The organism is Streptomyces sp. NPDC098789, assembly GCF_044759975.1.
Classification (GTDB): domain Bacteria; phylum Actinomycetota; class Actinomycetes; order Streptomycetales; family Streptomycetaceae; genus Streptomyces.
Window position 1 is genome coordinate 141790 of the sequence record NZ_JBIWAJ010000008.1, and the last position, 16748, is coordinate 158537.

Sequence of the window (16748 nt, forward strand, 5' to 3'; positions counted from 1 at the left end):
CGGTGGACAGCAGAGCGCGCGCCGGGTCCCGCGGCGGGACCGGCAACGAGGAAGCGTACGACTACGTCGTCGTGGGAGCGGGCACCGCGGGCAGCGTCCTGGCCAACCGGCTCTCCGAGGACCCGGACGTCACCGTCCTCGTCCTGGAGGCGGGCGGACCGCGGATCCCGCCCGAGGTGGACGACCCGTCGTCCTGGTACAAGCTGCTGGGCGGGCCCGTCGACTGGGGCTACACCAGCGTCCCGCAGCCGGGGCTGGACGGCCGCCGCACCTACGAACCGCGGGGCAAGGCACCCGGCGGCAGCAGCAACCTCTACATCATGATGCACGTCCGGGGCCACGCCTCGGACTTCGACAACTGGGCCTACCAGGGCGCCGCGGGCTGGGCCCACGAGGACGTCCTGCCCTACTTCGCGCTGCTGGAGGCGCAGGAGGACCGCACCGCCACCACCACCGGCACCCGCGGCCCCCAGCGCGTCACCCACGCCGGGCGGCACGACCCCAACCCCGTCTCCCGCGCCTTCATCGACGCGGCCGTGGAGCTCGGCCACCCGGAGATCGAGGACTTCAACACCGACGGGCCCCGGCGCGGCCTCTTCGGCACCGGCTGGCACCACATCGACGTCGCCGACGGCCGTCGCCAGGGAGCGCTCGCCGCCTACCTGGAGCCCGCCCTCGACCGCTCCAACCTCACCCTGCGCACCGGCGCCCAGACCACCCGGCTGCTCTTCGACGGGGACACCTGCACCGGCGCCGAGTACGTCCAGAGCGCCCCGGCGGCGGACTTCCCGGGCCGCGACGTGCGCGACGTACACCTGAGCGCCGGCGCGCCCGGCACCCACACCGTCCGGGCCCGGCGCGAGGTGATCGTGGCGGCCGGGGCGATCGAGTCCCCGAAGCTGCTGCTGCTCTCCGGGATCGGGCATCCGGACCGGCTGCGCCCGCACGGCATCGCGGTCACCGCGGCGCTGCCGGGGGTCGGCGAGAACTTCCACAACCACGTCCTGACGGGCCTGATGGCCGAGGTCACCCAGGAACTGCCCGCGCCCGCGCAGAACCTGTCCGAGAGCGCGCTCTTCCTGTCCTCCCGGCCGGGCCTGCCCGCGCCGGACCTCCAGATCGCCTTCGTCCACGTCCCGTTCGACGTCATCGTCGGCCAGGACCATCCGCACACCGTCTCGATCCTGCCCGGGGTGGTCCGGCCCGTCTCGCGCGGCTGGATCCGGCTCGCGAGCGCCGATCCGCTGGCCCACCCGCTGATCAACCCGAACTACCTGGGCGACCGTTGGGACCTGGAGCGGATGGTGCAGGGCGTCCGGGTGGCCCGCGAGATCTTCGCGACCTCCGCCTTCTCGCCCTGGTACAAGCAGGAACTCCAGCCGGGTCCGGGCGCCGTCACCGACGAGGACCTGCGCCGCTTCGTGCGGCAGAAGGCGGAGAGCTACCACCACCAGGCCGGCTCCTGCCGGATGGGCGTCGACGACCTCTCCGTGGTCGACCCCGAGCTGCGGGTGCACGGCGTACGGGGCCTGCGCGTCGTCGACGCGAGCGTCATGCCCGCCGTGCCCTCGGGCAACTGCCACACCGCCATCGCGATGATCGCCGAACGCGCGGCGGACTTCCTGAAGGGGGCCTCCCGTGTCTGACGCCGTACTGCGCGAAGGAGCGCTGTCCGGGACCCGGATCGCGGTCCTGATCGAGAGCGACTTCTACGAGCCGGAGATCTTCTACTACGGCCGCCGCTTCGCCGAGGAGGGCGCCGAGGTCGACTTCCTGACCCGGCTGTGGGGCAACGACTCCCTCACCTTCACCGGCCACGAGTACCGCGCGCCCTTCACCGCCGACCAGAGCCTCGAAGGGCTCGACGACGAGCGACTGCGCGGCTACGCGGCCCTGATCGTGCCCTCGGGCATGGTCGCCGACCGGCTGCGCTACACCGAGGACGTGGACCGGCTGCCCCCCGCCACCGAGCTGCTGCGCCGGGCCTTCGAGGAGCCCACGGTCCTCAAGGGGATCATCTGCCACGGCATGTGGCTGGCCTCCTCGATCCCCGAGAAGGTCCGCGGCCGCAAGGTGGTGTGCCACAACAACCTGATCGGCGACATCCGCAACATGGGCGCGCAGTACGTCGACGAGGACGTGGTCGTCGACGGCGACCTGGTCACCGGCCGCACCGGTGCCCACCACCACCTCTTCGCCCGCCGGATCATCGAGCAGATCGCCGCGGCGCGGGGTCGGGGGACCGTCTCCCCGCCACCGCCGGGAGGTGCCCCCTGATGGACGCGAGCCTGCGCTTCTCGCACGTGGGTCTGAACTGCGCCGACCAGAAGACCACCGAGGATTTCTACACCCGGTACTTCGGCTTCGCCCGGGCCCGCGTGGTGGACCTGGGGGACGCCCGGATCGTGTTCCTGCGCAAGGGGGACGCGTACCTGGAGCTCTTCGGCTCCGCCGACGGGCCGGCCCGCCCGGCGCACGAGGACGGCCCCCGGGCCCCGGGGCGGATGCGCCACCTTGCCTTCCAGACCGACAGCGTCGACGCCTTCCTGGCGGAGCTGGGGGACGCGGCCGAAGTGACCCTGGGCCCGCTCGACTTCGACGACTTCATCTGCGGCTGGCGGACGGTGTGGTTGCGCGACCCCGACGGCGTGATCGTCGAGGTCAGCCAGGGATACGAGGACGAAGACCGTTCAGTGACCGACCGTTCAGTGACCGACCGCGCAGTGACCGACCACGCTCCCGACAAGGACGGTGCATGACATGGCGGACGCCGTGAGCTTCTCCTTCTCCGACACCATCGCGGGCTACGTCGGCCGCTTCGACTCCACCACCCGCACCCTGCGCCTGAACACGGCCGACGGCCGCACCTTCGAGGTCTCGCTCGCCGGGGACCCCAGCGCCGAGCTGGTCCGCAATCTGGACGAGCCGTACGTGGACGCCTCCGGGCACATCGACGAGATGCTCTCGCCGGGCCGCTTCCTCTACGTCTACGGCGTGCACTACCCCGAGTCCGGGGGCAGGTTCGAGGCGAAGCGGCTGGTGTTCCTCGGCCGCGGCGCCGAGGACTTCCGCTTCGAGGAGCCGAGCTGGTGGGTCAAGCAGATCGAATCGCTGGCCTCCTTCTACCGGCGCGCCCAGTTCGGCGACGGCCCGGTCGACTTCGCGCAGTACCGCACGGAGATCCGGCTCGGCGGCGACAAGACGGCCAGCCACGTCCAGGAGACGGACACCATCTCCCGGCTGGTCTACGGCATGGCCTCGGCCTACCTCCTGACCGGCAAGGACGAGTACCTGGAGGTCGCCGAGCGCGGCACCGAGTACCTGCGCAAGCACATGCGGGTCGTGGACAGCGAGGAGGACGTGGTCTTCTGGTACCACGGCATCAGCGTCGACGGGGACAGCGAGCGCAAGCTCTTCACCTCGGAGTTCTCCGACGACTACGACGCGATCCCGATGTACGAGCAGATCTACGCGCTCGCCGGGCCGATCCAGACCTACCGGATCACCGGCGACGTCCGGATCAAGAACGACGCGGACGCCACCATCCGGCTGTTCGACAAGTTCTTCCACGACGGCGAGCTCGGCGGCTACTACTCGCACATCGACCCGATCCTCTTCAGCGCCGACCACGAGTCGCTGGGCGAGAACCGCGAGCGCAAGAACTGGAACTCCGTCGGGGACCACGCGCCCGCCTACCTGATCAACCTGTACCTGGCGACCGGCGAGCAGAAGTACGCCGACTTCCTGGAGTACACCTTCGACACGATCGCGGACCGCTTCCCGGACTACAAGAACAGCCCCTTCGTCCAGGAGCGCTTCCACCGCGACTGGTCCCACGACACCACGCACAGCTGGCAGCAGAACCGCGCGGTCGTCGGCCACAACCTCAAGATCGCCTGGAACCTGATGCGGATGAACTCCCTGAAGGCGAAGCCCGCCTACGAGGAGCTGGCCCGCCGCATCGGCGAGATCATGCCGGAGGTCGGGAGCGACCTCCAGCGCGGGGGCTGGTACGACGTCGTGGAGCGCCAGAAGACCGGCGACGCCCAGACGTATCGTTTCGCCTGGCACGACCGGAAGGCGTGGTGGCAGCAGGAACAGGCCGTCCTGGCCTACCTCATCCTGCACGGCACCCTCGGCGACGAGGACTTCCTGCGCGAAGGCCGCCAGGCCGAGGCCTTCTACAACACCTTCTTCCTCGACCACGACGAGGGAGCGGTCTACTTCAACGTGCTGGCCAGCGGCACGCCGTACCTGCTCGGCACCGAGCGGCTCAAGGGCAGCCACTCGATGTCCATGTACCACTCGGCGGAGCTCTGCTACCTCTCCGCCGTCTACAACAACCTGCTGATCAACGGCCGGGAGATGGACTTCCACTTCCAGCCCGACCCGGCGGGCCTGCCCGACCGCGTGCTGCGCGTCTCGCCCGACCTGCTCCCCGCCGGCTCGGTCCAGGTCGCGTCCGTCGAGATCGACGAGAAGCCGTGGACGGACTTCGACGCGGACGGCCTCACCGTGCGGCTGCCCGACGTCCAGGGGCGGGTGAAGGTCAAGGTCCGGCTGCGGCCGGTGAACCGATAGCGCTCAACGGGGGGCGCCCCAACACGAGGGGAAGAAGACCATGACACTCAGCGTCAAGGAACGCCGGAACAAGACGGGCACCGTGCTCGTCGCCACCGGCGAGATCAACAGCGAGACCTCCGGGTCCCTGCTCCAGTCGCTGCTGCCGCTGGTCCGCGAGGGCCGTCCGCTGCGCATCGACCTCACCACCGTCACCTACGTCTCCAGCGCGGGCCTGCGGACCCTGCTCGTCGTCTACCGCGAGGCCCAGCACGCCGGGGTCGCCGTCACCCTGTACGGGGTGAGCGAGGAAGTCCGGTTCGTCATGTCGGCCACCGGCTTCCTCGACTTCTTCGAGACCGGCGAAGCCGCCGCGACCGCCGCGAAACCGGCCGTGCGATGAGCGGGAGCAGCTCCGAACAGGTCCTGCGCGTCGACGCCTACCCGACCCACGAGGTGGGCGGGTACGGCGTCCGCGCGGGCAAGCCCTTCCCCTTCGGGGCCAACGTGGTCCCCGGCGGGGTCAACTTCTCCGTCTTCTCCGACCAGGCCACCTCGATGGCCCTGGTCCTCTTCAAGCGCGGAGAGCCCGAGCCGATGGCCGAGCTGGACTTCCCCCAGGAGTTCCGCACCGGCAGCGTCTTCTCCATGACCGTCTTCGGCCTCGACCACGAGAACATCGAGTACGGCTACCGGGCCGACGGCCCCTTCGACCCCGTCACCGGGCACCGCTTCGACGCCCGGCAGATCCTCTCCGACCCCTACGCCCGGCTGATCAGCGGCCGCGACGTGTGGGGCGTGGAACCGGACCGGGACCGGGCCTACCAGTACCGCTCGCGCGTCTGCCTCCAGGACTTCGACTGGGGCGACGACACCCCGCTCCAGATCCCCGCCACCGACCTCGTCGTCTACGAGACCCACGTGCGCGGATTCACCCGGCACCCCTCCTCGGGCGTGACGGCCCCCGGCACCTTCGCGGGCCTGCGCGAGAAGATCCCGTACCTCAAGGAACTCGGGGTGAACTGCATAGAGCTGCTCCCCGTGTTCGAGTTCGACGAGAGCGACAACCCGCGTTCCAACCCGGAGACCGGCGAGCACCTCTTCGACTACTGGGGCTACAACACCGTCTCCTTCTTCGCCCCGAAGGCCGGGTACGCGGCGACCGGACGCTACGGCATGCAGGGCGACGAGTTCCGCACCCTGATCAAGGACCTGCACGCGGCGGGCATCGAGGTCATCCTCGACGTCGTCTTCAACCACACCGCCGAGGGCAACGAGTTCGGCCCGACCATCTCCTTCAAGGGCCTCGACAACGCCACCTACTACATGCTCACGCCCGAGGGGTACTACTTCAACTTCAGCGGCACGGGCAACACGGTCAACTGCAACCACCCGGTCGTGCGCAACTACGTGCTCGACTGCCTGCGCCACTGGGTCGCCGACTACCACATCGACGGCTTCCGCTTCGACCTCGCCGCCATCCTCGGCCGGGACCTGGACGGCACCCCGCTGCCCAACCCGCCCCTGCTGGAGATGCTCGCGTACGACCCCGTGCTGCGGCACACCAAGCTGATCGCCGAGGCCTGGGACGCGGGTGGCCTCTACGAGGTCGGCAACTTCCCGGCCTACGGCCGCTGGGCGGAGTGGAACGGCAAGTACCGCGACACCGTCCGCAGCTTCCTCAAGGGCGATCCCGGCCTCACCGGGGAACTCGCCACCCGGATCGCCGGTTCGCCCGACCTGTACACCGGCCGCGGCACCGCCGCCTCCGTCAACTTCCTCACCGCGCACGACGGCTTCACACTGGCCGACCTGGTCTCGTACAACGAGAAGCACAACGACGCCAACGGCGAGTACAACAACGACGGCGCCAACGACAACCAGAGCTGGAACTGCGGTGCCGAGGGACCCACCGACGACGTCGAGGTCAACCGGCTGCGGCTGCGCCAGATGAAGAACGCCCTCGCCATCCTCTTCACCAGCCAGGGCATCCCCATGCTGCTGGCGGGCGACGAGGTCGGCCGCACCCAGCAGGGCAACAACAACACCTACTGCCAGGACAACGAACTCTCCTGGTTCGACTGGGACCAGGTCGAGGACAACGCCGAACTGCTGCGCTTCGCACGCCAGATGATCGCCCTGCGCATGCACCACCGCGAGCTGCGCGCCACCGAACACCCCACCGGCCTCGTCCGCGACCACGTCGGCCTCCCGGACATCAGCTGGCACGGGGAGCGGGCCTGGCAGCCCGACTGGTCGCCCGACAGCCGCCTGCTGGCGGTCGCCCGGTGCGGGCCCGCGGACGACGACGTCGTGTACGTCGCCATGAACGCGCACTGGGAAGCGCACGACCTGGAGCTGCCCGCCCTGCCCGGGCACCGCAGCTGGCACCTCTTCGCCGACACCGGCGCCACCGCCCCGCACGACATCCGCTCCCCGGGCGGCGAGGCCGTCCTGGAGAACGCCGGCAAGTACCTGATCGGTCCGCGCTCGGTCGTCGTCCTCGTCGGCCGCGCACCGGATCCCGAGACGTCCTGACCGCACGGCCGAAGGAGACCTGACATGCCGCTTTCCGTGTCCTTGAGCATCGAGGGCGACACCACCGTGATCGAGCTGGCGGGCGAACTGGACGCCAACACCGCACCCGACTTCCACCAGACCATCGAGAAGGCCGCCGGGCACGGCACGAGCACCGTCGAGATCCGGATGGCCGGCGTCGGCTACATGGCCAGCGCCGGGCTGCGCTCCCTGGTCTTCGCCCAGCAGAAGGTCGCCGGCCACGTCACCATCCGGGTCGTCGGCGCGATCGAGCCGGTCTCCCGGACCATCCGGACGGCCGGCCTGGACCGCAGCATCATCCTCTCCGATGAGTGAGGGCGGTACCCATGGGCGCTAGCCCGCACCGCGGGACCCGCCTGACCGAACCGGCCACCGCCGAGCTGCACGTCCCGGCCGCCCTCGGTTCGCTGACCGCCATCGCCCAGTTCGTCCGGGCGGTGGCGGTGGCGGCCGGACTCGACCGGGGGGCCGCCTACCGGCTGCGGCTCGCGGTGGACGAACTGGCGACGAACATCGTCACGCACGGGTACCGGGGCGGCGAGGGGCGGATCACCGTCCTGGGCCGCGCCGGGGCCGGGCGGGCGAGCATCGTGCTGGAGGACGGCGCGCCGGCCTTCGACCCGGTGGCCGGCCGGCTGCCGCCCGCCACCGAGCTGCCGCCCGAGCGCAGGCGGATCGGGGGCCTGGGCATCCACCTCGCCCTCACCAGCGTGGACGACTTCGGCTACGTACGCAGGGAGGGCCGCAACATCAGCACGCTGACCGTCCTCGCGGGCCCGCGGCCGCAGCGATGACCCCCACGCAGGCAGAGGGGACCGGCCCATGCCCTCCACGACCGTGATCGTCCTAGAGGCGCACCCGCCGCCGCCCCCGGAACTGCTCGCCGCCCTGGCGGCGATGGACGCCGCCGTGGTCGCCCGCACCCTGTCGGAGCTGCTCACCGGCCCGCTGGGGACGCTGCCCGTCGCCGACGTGCTGCTCGCCCCCGCCGAGGTGGCGGGCGAGTCCGTGCGCACGGTCGTGCGCAGGCTGCGCCGCTGGGCCGGGGCCCCGATCGTGGTCGTCTGGACCGTGGGCGGGTTCGCCTCCCTGGAGGAACACGTGCGCATCGGCCACGACTACCTCGTCCCGCCCTTCCTGCCCGCCCTGGTGGCGGCCCGGCTGCACACCTGCTCCGAGCGCGCCGAGCTCGGCCGTACCCTGCGCGAGGCCGATGCCCGCGCCGAACTCATGAGCTACGAGAAGGAGTTGGAGATCGGGCGGGAGATCCAGGCCGGCTTCCTGCCCGAGTCCCTTCCCGTGCCCGACGGTTGGGAGATCGACGTCCGCTTCCGGCCGGCCCGACAGGTCGCCGGGGACTTCTACGACGTCTTCGAGATCTCCCACCGCCGACGCCTCGCCGTGGTCGTCGCCGACGTCTGCGACAAGGGCGTCGGCTCGGCCCTCTTCATGGCCCTCATCCGCTCGCTGCTGCGGCACACCGCCGAGAACAGCGGCCTGCAGAACCTGGTCGCCGCCGGGCGCGCCGGCAGCAGCAGGCGCATTCCGGTCGTCGGCGCCACCCCGCTGCTCAACGCGGTCACCGCGACGAACGGCTACCTCACCCGCAACCACCTCCGGCAGGGGTACTTCGCCACCCTCTTCTTCGGCGTCCTAGACCCGCACACCGGCAGCCTCGTCTACATCAACGGCGGCCACAACCCGCCCCTGTTGCTCAGCGCGAACGGCTCCACGCCCAGGCCCCTGGAGGTCACCGGACCCGCCGTCGGGGTGCTGCCCGACTGCGTCTACACCCTCGGGTACGCCCAACTCGACCCCGGGGACACCCTCTTCATCTTCACCGACGGGGTGCCCGAGGCCCGGTGCCCGGACGGCACCTTCCTCGGCGACGCGCGCATGCTCGACCTGCTCTCCCACACGCCGCTGCGCGGCCGGGACCTGCTCGACCGGATGGACACCGCGGTACGGGAACACACCGGGAGCGCGGAGCAGCACGACGACGTCACCATGCTGGCCCTGCACCGGCCACCTGCGGCGCGGGGGCCGCACGGGACCGGTGGCGGGGGCGCCGGACCGGCCGAGCGGGCGGTGGCCTGATGACCCTGACCGTCGTGGTCCACTCGCACCGCGGCGGCACCGGCAAGTCCACCGTGCTGGCCAACCTGGCACTGCTGCTCGCGGGCGCCGGCCGCCGGGTCGGGGTGGTCGACACCGACATCCAGTCGCCCGCCCTCGACCTGCTCTTCCGGCTCGGACCCGGCCCGTCGCTGACCGACTACCTGCTCGGCCGGTGCGAGATCGAGGCCGCCGCTCAGCGGGCCGGCGTCCCCGGGCTGTACGTCGTACCCGCCAGGACCGGCAGTGCGGCCCTGCGGGAGATCATGACCACGGGCTACGACGTCGGGCTGCTCCCGGAGGGCTTCGACCGACTGGCCTCCTCCTTGGCCCTGGACGTGCTGCTGCTCGACACCCACGCCGGACTCAGCAACGAGTCGGTCACCGCCATGGCGAGCGCCGACGTGCTGCTGATCCTCGCGCGCGCCGACCGGATCGACCTCTCGGGGGTCGAGGAGACCATCGCCCTGGCCGGGCGGCTCTCCTGCCGGCGGGCCCTGGTGATGAGCATGGCCCCACAGGGCGTGGACCCGGTCCGCTTCCGGCGCTGCGCGGAGGAGGTCTACGGCGCGCCGCTGGCCGCGGTCCTGCCGTACGCACCGGAATTGGCCGCGCTGTACGGCGAACGCATATTCGCCGAAGCCCATCCCGACCACCCCATGGTCGATGAATTCCACACCATCATCGCGGTGCTCGACGCACGTGACGAAGTATCACGTGCCTGAGGGCACCCCCCTTACGCCCCTTGCGGGGGGCGTGTTGAATCGGCAGCGAATCGGAAACAAGGAGAACAGTCATGAAGATTCTCGTCGTCATGACGGCCAAGGCCACGCTCCACCTGCTGGACGGTGAACAGCACCCCTCGGGATTCTGGGCCGAGGAATTCGTGGTGCCCTATCAGCTCTTCAAGGCCGCGGGCCACAGCGTGGACGTGGCGACGATCGGCGGCCTGGCCCCCACGGTCGACCAGACCAGCGTCGACGCCGCCTTCCTGCGGTGGGTCCGGCCGCAGGGCTCCGAGGACAACGACGCGGCCGACGCCGCCGCGTACCTGCGGGCCATCGAGCAGACCCCGCAGCTGAGGCAGCCGATCGCCCTGGAGAGCCTGGGCGAGAAGGACGTCGCCGACTACGACGGGATCTACATCAGCGGCGGTCACGGCGCCATCGGGGACCTCCCCAAGTCCGACGAGCTCGCGCAGGTCCTGCGGTGGGCGATCGCCCAGGACAAGCCGCTCGCGACGGTCTGCCACGGCCACACCGCGCTGCTCGCGCTGCGCGACGGCGAGGGCCGGTGGCCCTTCGAGGGCTACCGGATGACGGCCTTCTCGCACGGCGAGGAGATGGTCACCAACATGGCGGGCCGGCTGCCGCTGATCCTCGAAGTCGAACTGACCCGGCTCGGCGCCCGCTACGAGAAGGCCGAGGCGATCTGGGACTCGCACGTGGTCGTGGACCGCAGGCTCACGACGGGACAGAACCCCTACTCCTCCAAGGCCCTCGCCGAGACGTTCCTGCTCCAGCTCGACCAGGGGTAGCACACCCGCCCGCACCCGATACCGGAAGGCAGTCATGACGAAGCGTCAGCTCAAGGGCCAACCCCTCGCCAACCCCGGGAAGCTGTTCATCGGCGGCACCTGGGTCGAGGCCCGGGACGGCCGGACCGAACCGGACATCAGCCCCGTGGACGGTCAGGAGATCGTGCCGGTGGCCCAAGCCGCCGCCGCCGACGCGGACGCGGCCGTCGCCGCCGCCCGCACGGCGTACGAGGAAGGCCCCTGGAGCAGACTCTCCTCACAGGAGCGCGCGCTCAGGCTGAACCGGGTCGGCGAGCTGATCGAGCGGGACCTGGAGGAGATCGCGCTGCTGGAGACCGTGGACATGGGCAAGCCGTTCGCCTTCTCCAGCACCGTGGACGCACCCATGGCCGCCCAGCTCATGCACTACTACGCCGGGGCCGTGACCCGGGTGGAGGGCTCCTCGCGGGCCCCGGCGGGCGGCCAGCTCGCCTACACGCTGCGGGAACCGGTCGGGGTGGTCTGCGCCATCACCCCCTTCAACTTCCCGTTGCTGCTGTCGATGACGAAGATCGCACCGGCCCTCGCGGCGGGCAACGTGGTCGTGCACAAGCCCTCTCCCGCCACCCCGCTCACCGCCCTGAAGATCGCCGAGCTCTTCCAGGAGGCGGAGATCCCGGACGGGGTGCTCAACGTGATCACCGGGCCCGGGGTGGAGCTGGGCGAGACGCTGACCGGGCACCCGGGCATCGACAAGATCGCCTTCACCGGCTCCACCGTCGTCGGCCAGTCCATCATCCGCCGGGCCGCCGACACCCTGAAGAAGGTCACGATGGAACTCGGCGGCAAGTCCGCCAACATCGTCTTCGCCGACGCCGACCTCGACGCCGCCGAGGAGCTCGCCTTCTTCGGCATCTACTACAACAAGGGCGAGATCTGCACCGCCGGTTCGCGGCTGCTGCTCCAGCGCCCCGTCCACGACGAGATGGTCGAGCGCCTGGTGCGCCGGGCCGCGGCGCTGAAGCCCGGGGACCCGCGCGACCCGGCCACCCTGTTCGGGCCGCTGGCCCACCAGGGGCAGTTCGACAAGGTCGGCTCCTACGTCGAGATCGGCCAGAAGGAGGGCGCCGTCCTGCGGGTCGGCGGCACCGGCTGGACCCCGGAAGGGGCCTCGGCCGAGGGCCTGTACTTCCTGCCGACCATCTTCACCGGGGTGGACAACGGCATGCGGATCGCCCAGGAGGAGATCTTCGGGCCGGTCCTGTCGATCATCCCCTTCGACACGGAGGAGGACGCCGTGCGCATCGCCAACGACAGCGCGTACGGCCTCGCCGCCGGGGTGCACACGAAGGACCTGCGCCGGGCCCACCGGGTCGCCTCGCAGATCAAGGCCGGGACGGTCTGGGTCAATTGCTACAACCAGTACGACCCCTCGGTGCCGTACGGCGGCTACAAGGCCTCCGGCTTCGGTCGCGAGTGCGGTCCCGAATCCCTGGAGAGCTACACCCAGACCAAATCGGTCTGGATCGGCATGGACTGACCTGCTGACCTGCTGACCTGCTGACCAGCTGACTGGCTGAACGCTGACCGGCCGACCGACCGACGAGCGACAGGGGCACCCATGAACACCGGCATCATCGGCACCGGACGGATCGGTTCCACCCTCGCGCGGATCCTGGTCGCGGCCGGCCACCAGGTCGTCCTCGCCAACGCGCGCGGCCCGCGCTCGCTGGACCCGCTCGTGGCCGAACTGGGCCCGGACGCGCAGGCCGCGACCGCCGTCCAGGCGGCGGAGCGGGCCGAACTCCTGGTGCTGATGGTGCCCTTCGACCGGGCCGCCGCCCTGCTGCCCGCGGGCGCCGTCGACGGGACGGTGCTCGTGGACGCGATGAACGCCTTCGACGACCGCGGCATGCCACGGGGCTTCGGGCCGAAGTCCTCCAGCGAGCGGGTCGCCGAATGGTATCCGCGGGCGCGCATCGTCAAATCCCTGAACACCATGCACTTCGCGACCCTCGCCGTCGCCGGAAGCGTGCCGCGCGCGACGGCCGCGGAACGTCTGGCGCATTACACGGCGGGCGACGACGCGAAGGCCAAGGAAATCGTCGCGGGAATCATCGCCGATCTCGGATTCGCCCCCGTCGACACCGGTCCGCTGCATTCCGGAGGAATTCTCCAGCAGCCCGACGGACCCCTCTTCAACCATCCGTTCACGGAAGCGCAGGCCCTCGCATGGATATCACACTGAAAGTGAACGGGGTCGAAGAGCGGTTCGCCGCCGAGCCGAACGAACTGCTCGTCGAACGGCTCCGCGACGGACTGGGCCTCACCGGCACCAAGGTCGGCTGCGACACCGGCCAATGCGGCTCCTGCGTGGTCCGGCTCGACGGGAAGTCCGCCAAGAGCTGCCTCGTCCTCACCGTCGCCGCGGCCGGCTCCGAGGTCTCCACCATCGAGGGAGTCGCCGGGCCCGAGGGCGAGTTGAGCGGACTCCAGGAGGCCCTGCGCCAGGAGCACGGCACCCAGTGCGGCTTCTGCACGCCCGGCATGGTCATGGCACTCGGCGAACTCGTCGACACCACCGCCGGCGGCCCCGCCCCCACCGAGCCCGAGATCCGCGAATGGCTCACCGGCAACCTCTGCCGCTGCACCGGCTACCACAGCGTCGTCCGGGGCGTGCAGCGCGCCTGCGCGACGTCGAGACAGGAGGGGTGAACGCCATGACCACCGTGACGGGGGAGAGCGAACTCCACGCACCGGGTCTGCTCGGGCAGCCGATCGACAGCCGCGAGGACCCGCGACTGCTGCGCGGCGAGGCCGTGTACGTCGCCGACATCGACCTGCCCGGCACCGCCCACATGGCGATCCTCGGCAGCGAGGTGGCGCACGCGAAGATCCTCGGGATCGACACCAAGGCCGCGCGGCAGATGCCCGGCGTCCTGAAGGTGGCCACGGCGGCCGACTTCACGGACTTGATGCCGCTGCCCTGCATCTGGATACCCGGCGGGGTCGAGAGCCACTTCCCGCCCCACCCCTACGGACTTCCGGGCTCCCGCCCGGTGCTCACCGGCGACGCCGTGCGCCACGTCGGCGACCCGATCGCCGTGGTCGTCGCCGAGACCGAGCGCCAGGCCGTGGCCGCGCTCGCCGCCATCAGCGTGGAGTACGAGCCGCTGCCCGTGGTCACCCGGGCCGACGACGCCCTCGCCGAGGACGCCCCGCAGCTCCACGAAGCCGTCCCCGGCAACCTCAACGCGTACTGGACCTGCGGGGACCAGGAGCGTACGGACGCGGCCATCGCCGACGCCGAGGTCACCGTGGAGCTGGACCTGGTCAACCAGCGCACCATCAACAGCCCCATCGAGCCGCGCGGCGCGATCGGCGCCTACGACCGGGCCACCGGCGAGTACACCCTCTACTCCTCCACCCAGGGCCCGCACAACCACCGCTTCCTGCTCTCCGCACTGGTCCTCGGCATCCCCTTCAACAAGCTCCGGGTGATCGCCCCGACCGTCGGCGGCAGCTTCGGCACCAAGGGGTACCTCTACCCCGACATGGCCCTGGTGCTGGTCCTCGCCAAGGCGCTCGGCCGCCCCGTGAAGTGGGTCGACACCCGCACCGGCCTGATGAACTCCACCGTCCAGGGCCGCGACCACCGCCAGCACGTCACGCTGGCCGGCACCCGCGACGGTCGGATCACGGCGGTGCGCTGCACCAGTTACGCCAACCTCGGCGCGTACCCCTCCACCATCGGACCCGGGGTGGCCACCGCGCTGATGGGGCGCTCGATCACCGGCATGTACGCCATCGACGCCGCGTTCTGCGAGGTGTACGCCGCCTTCACCAACACCGTCCCGCTCGGCGCCCAGCGCGGGAGCGGCCGCGCCGAGGCCGCCTTCCTGATGGAACGCCTGGTGGACCGGTACGCGGGGGAGATCGGCATGGACCCGGCCGCCGTCCGGCGCCGCAACCTGGTCCCGGCCGACCGCTTCCCGTACGACAACGGCCTCGGCTGGACCTACGACTCGGGGAACTACCGGGAGAACTTCGACCGGGCCCTGGAGCTCTCCGGATACGCCGACGTGCCCGCCCGCAAGGCCGAGGCCCGCGCCCGCGGCAAGCGCCTGGGCGTCGGCCTCGCCACCTACGTCGCGATCTGCGGGGTCGGCCCCTCCACCCGGATGTCCCAGGAGGGCATGCTCGGCGGGACCTGGGAGAGCGCCAACATCCGGGTCCACCCGACCGGCGAGGTCAGCGTCACCGTCGGCTCCGCCTCCACCGGCCAGAGCCACGCCACGGTCTTCGCCCAGGTCGCCGCGGACGAGCTGGGCATCGACGTGGACACCGTCGACGTCCACGAGGGCGACACCCTCAAGGCCCCCTACGGGCAGGGCACGTACGGCAGCCGCTCCTACAGCATGGCCGCCCCCGCCATCGCCCTCACCGCCCGCAAGATCAAGCGGAAGCTGGTCAGGGCCGGAGCCGTCTTCCTGGGCATCCCCGAGGACCGGGCCGTCTACGCGAACGGCAAGGTCTTCGAAGCGGGCAACGAGGAGAACGCGAAGACCTTCGCCGAGCTCGCCATGGGCCTGTGGTACGGCTGGGGACTGCCCGCCGACATCGAACCCGCCCTCGACGAGACCACCCACTTCGACCCGCCGGACTTCAACTACCCCTTCGGCAGCCACGTCGCCGTCGTCGAGGTGGACGAACTCACCGGCGAGACCGAGGTGGTGGCCTACACCGCCGTCGACGACGCCGGCAACATCGGCAACCCTAAGGTGGTCCTCGGCCAGATCGAGGGCAGCATCGTGCACGGCCTCGGCCAGGCCCTGATGGAAGCCGCCGAATACGACGACCAGGGCGTCCTGATCACCGCCGACCTGCGCGACTACGCCCTGCCCCGCGCGGCCGACGTCCCCTTCTTCGCCCTCGACAAGACCTGCACCCCCAGTCCCCACAACCCGCTGGGAGCCAAGGGGGCCGGCGAGATCGCCACCGTGCCGCCCGCGGCCGCCGTGGTCAACGCGGTCGTCGACGCGCTCGCGGACCTCGGCGTCCGGCACATCGACATGCCCCTCACGCCGGAGAAGGTCTGGCGCCGCCTGCGCGGAGAAGGAGCGGAGCAGTGATCCCCACCGCATTCGACTACGTCCGGCCCGGCGACGTCGAGGAGGCCCTGGCCCTCCTCGCGGACACCCCGGGAGCGCGCGTCCTGGCCGGCGGCCAGAGCCTGCTGCCGGGACTGCGCACAGGGGAGGCCGTCCCCGGCGGCGGGCCGGTCCGCCTGCTGGTCGACGTACGCGCTCTCCCCGGGCTGCGCGGCGCCGTCCGCACCTCCGCGGGGGTGCGGATCGGCGCCCTCACCACCCTCGCCGAACTGGCCGCCGACCCGCTCGTGCTCAGCGAGGCCCCCGAGCTGGCCGCCGCCGCCCGCGCCAACGGGGACCCGCAGGTCCGCAACCTCGGCACCGTCGGCGGCAACCTCGCGGCGCCCGGCCGGGCCACCGACCTCCCGGTGGCCGCCCTCGCCGCCGACGCGCTGGTCGAGCTCGCCGCACCCGGCGGCCGGTCCACCCGCACCGCCGAGGAGTTCACGGCCACCGGCGCGCCACCCGGCGCGCTGATCACCGCGCTGCTGGTGCCCGCCGCGGGAGCGGCCGGCGCCTTCGAGAAGACCGCCGACCGGGCCACCCGCTACCCGGTCTGCGCGGTCGCCGTACGGATCACCCGCCACGGCCCGCGGATCGCGGTCACCGGGGCCACCGCCCGGGCGGTGCGGCTGCACGGGGTCGAGGAGCTCCTGCGCGACCGCCACGCCTACCCGACCCAGGAGGTGCTGGCGGCCTTCCGGGCCCAACCGCGGGACCTGTTCGTCCCCGGGCGCGGCACCTCGGCCGAGTACCTCGGCCACCTCGCGGGAGTACTGACGGCCCGGGCCCTGACCAGGGCACTGTCCGCATGGACCGCACTCGGCTGAGCGCGGCCGCGCAGCGAC

16 protein-coding genes are annotated in these 16748 nt (G+C 71.3%); all 16 read left to right on the plus strand.

Annotated features, from left to right (window positions below):
* The first annotated feature begins 2 nt into the window (after positions 1 to 2).
* Positions 3 to 1646, plus strand: a complete 1644-nt coding sequence (locus ACIQWR_RS18695; protein ID WP_404010448.1) for a GMC family oxidoreductase — start codon at positions 3 to 5, stop codon at positions 1644 to 1646.
* Complete coding sequence (locus ACIQWR_RS18700) at positions 1639 to 2277, plus strand: DJ-1/PfpI family protein (RefSeq protein WP_404010450.1); 639 nt, start codon at positions 1639 to 1641, stop codon at positions 2275 to 2277. The genes ACIQWR_RS18695 and ACIQWR_RS18700 overlap by 8 nt, the downstream gene beginning before the upstream one ends.
* Positions 2277 to 2759 (plus strand): VOC family protein, encoded by a 483-nt coding sequence (locus ACIQWR_RS18705; protein ID WP_404010453.1) that lies wholly within the window; start codon positions 2277 to 2279, stop codon positions 2757 to 2759. The genes ACIQWR_RS18700 and ACIQWR_RS18705 overlap by 1 nt, the downstream gene beginning before the upstream one ends.
* A 1-nt stretch (position 2760) precedes the next feature.
* The gene (locus ACIQWR_RS18710) at positions 2761 to 4581 is read left to right on the plus strand and encodes an AGE family epimerase/isomerase (RefSeq protein WP_404010456.1); all 1821 of its coding nucleotides are present in this window, start codon (positions 2761 to 2763) and stop codon (positions 4579 to 4581) included.
* 40 nt (positions 4582 to 4621) lie between these two features.
* Positions 4622 to 4963: an STAS domain-containing protein gene (locus tag ACIQWR_RS18715; RefSeq protein WP_404010459.1), complete on the plus strand. Its 342-nt coding sequence runs from the start codon at positions 4622 to 4624 to the stop codon at positions 4961 to 4963.
* Positions 4960 to 7098, plus strand: coding sequence for a glycogen debranching protein GlgX (gene glgX, locus ACIQWR_RS18720; RefSeq protein WP_404010462.1), 2139 nt, complete (start codon positions 4960 to 4962; stop codon positions 7096 to 7098). Before ACIQWR_RS18715 ends, glgX begins: the two co-directional genes overlap by 4 nt.
* Positions 7099 to 7122: 24 nt before the next feature.
* Entirely contained in the window at positions 7123 to 7434 is a 312-nt protein-coding gene (locus tag ACIQWR_RS18725; RefSeq protein WP_399262335.1) for an STAS domain-containing protein, read from the plus strand.
* 11 nt (positions 7435 to 7445) lie between these two features.
* The gene (locus ACIQWR_RS18730; protein WP_404010465.1) at positions 7446 to 7913 is read left to right on the plus strand and encodes an ATP-binding protein; all 468 of its coding nucleotides are present in this window, start codon (positions 7446 to 7448) and stop codon (positions 7911 to 7913) included.
* A gap of 28 nt (positions 7914 to 7941) precedes the next feature.
* Positions 7942 to 9216 carry a PP2C family protein-serine/threonine phosphatase gene (locus tag ACIQWR_RS18735; RefSeq protein ID WP_404010468.1) on the plus strand — a complete coding sequence of 425 codons (1275 nt, stop codon included), beginning with the start codon at positions 7942 to 7944 and terminating at the stop codon, positions 9214 to 9216.
* Positions 9216 to 9959 (plus strand): MinD/ParA family protein, encoded by a 744-nt coding sequence (locus ACIQWR_RS18740; RefSeq protein ID WP_404010471.1) that lies wholly within the window; start codon positions 9216 to 9218, stop codon positions 9957 to 9959. Before ACIQWR_RS18735 ends, ACIQWR_RS18740 begins: the two co-directional genes overlap by 1 nt.
* A 71-nt stretch (positions 9960 to 10030) precedes the next feature.
* Positions 10031 to 10771 carry a type 1 glutamine amidotransferase domain-containing protein gene (locus tag ACIQWR_RS18745; protein WP_404010474.1) on the plus strand — a complete coding sequence of 247 codons (741 nt, stop codon included), beginning with the start codon at positions 10031 to 10033 and terminating at the stop codon, positions 10769 to 10771.
* Positions 10772 to 10805: 34 nt separating this feature from the next.
* Complete coding sequence (locus ACIQWR_RS18750; RefSeq protein ID WP_404010477.1) at positions 10806 to 12290, plus strand: aldehyde dehydrogenase family protein; 1485 nt, start codon at positions 10806 to 10808, stop codon at positions 12288 to 12290.
* Between the two features lie 81 nt (positions 12291 to 12371).
* Positions 12372 to 12998: an NADPH-dependent F420 reductase gene (locus ACIQWR_RS18755; protein ID WP_404010479.1), complete on the plus strand. Its 627-nt coding sequence runs from the start codon at positions 12372 to 12374 to the stop codon at positions 12996 to 12998.
* Positions 12999 to 13000: 2 nt separating this feature from the next.
* The gene (locus ACIQWR_RS18760) at positions 13001 to 13465 is read left to right on the plus strand and encodes a (2Fe-2S)-binding protein (RefSeq protein WP_404010482.1); all 465 of its coding nucleotides are present in this window, start codon (positions 13001 to 13003) and stop codon (positions 13463 to 13465) included.
* Positions 13466 to 13470: 5 nt separating this feature from the next.
* Entirely contained in the window at positions 13471 to 15882 is a 2412-nt protein-coding gene (locus ACIQWR_RS18765; RefSeq protein WP_404010485.1) for a xanthine dehydrogenase family protein molybdopterin-binding subunit, read from the plus strand.
* Entirely contained in the window at positions 15879 to 16730 is an 852-nt protein-coding gene (locus ACIQWR_RS18770) for an FAD binding domain-containing protein (RefSeq protein WP_404010488.1), read from the plus strand. Before ACIQWR_RS18765 ends, ACIQWR_RS18770 begins: the two co-directional genes overlap by 4 nt.
* The last annotated feature ends 18 nt before the right edge of the window (positions 16731 to 16748 follow it).

Coding starts and splice junctions, on each gene's coding strand:
- ACIQWR_RS18765 (WP_404010485.1), top strand. CDS start 13,471: ATGACCACCGTGACGGGGGAGAGCGAACTCCACGCACCGGGTCTGCTC.
- glgX (WP_404010462.1), top strand. CDS start 4,960: ATGAGCGGGAGCAGCTCCGAACAGGTCCTGCGCGTCGACGCCTACCCG.
- ACIQWR_RS18705 (WP_404010453.1), top strand. CDS start 2,277: ATGGACGCGAGCCTGCGCTTCTCGCACGTGGGTCTGAACTGCGCCGAC.
- ACIQWR_RS18750 (WP_404010477.1), top strand. CDS start 10,806: ATGACGAAGCGTCAGCTCAAGGGCCAACCCCTCGCCAACCCCGGGAAG.
- ACIQWR_RS18745 (WP_404010474.1), top strand. CDS start 10,031: ATGAAGATTCTCGTCGTCATGACGGCCAAGGCCACGCTCCACCTGCTG.
- ACIQWR_RS18735 (WP_404010468.1), top strand. CDS start 7,942: ATGCCCTCCACGACCGTGATCGTCCTAGAGGCGCACCCGCCGCCGCCC.
- ACIQWR_RS18730 (WP_404010465.1), top strand. CDS start 7,446: ATGGGCGCTAGCCCGCACCGCGGGACCCGCCTGACCGAACCGGCCACC.
- ACIQWR_RS18710 (WP_404010456.1), top strand. CDS start 2,761: ATGGCGGACGCCGTGAGCTTCTCCTTCTCCGACACCATCGCGGGCTAC.
- ACIQWR_RS18755 (WP_404010479.1), top strand. CDS start 12,372: ATGAACACCGGCATCATCGGCACCGGACGGATCGGTTCCACCCTCGCG.
- ACIQWR_RS18715 (WP_404010459.1), top strand. CDS start 4,622: ATGACACTCAGCGTCAAGGAACGCCGGAACAAGACGGGCACCGTGCTC.
- ACIQWR_RS18725 (WP_399262335.1), top strand. CDS start 7,123: ATGCCGCTTTCCGTGTCCTTGAGCATCGAGGGCGACACCACCGTGATC.
- ACIQWR_RS18740 (WP_404010471.1), top strand. CDS start 9,216: ATGACCCTGACCGTCGTGGTCCACTCGCACCGCGGCGGCACCGGCAAG.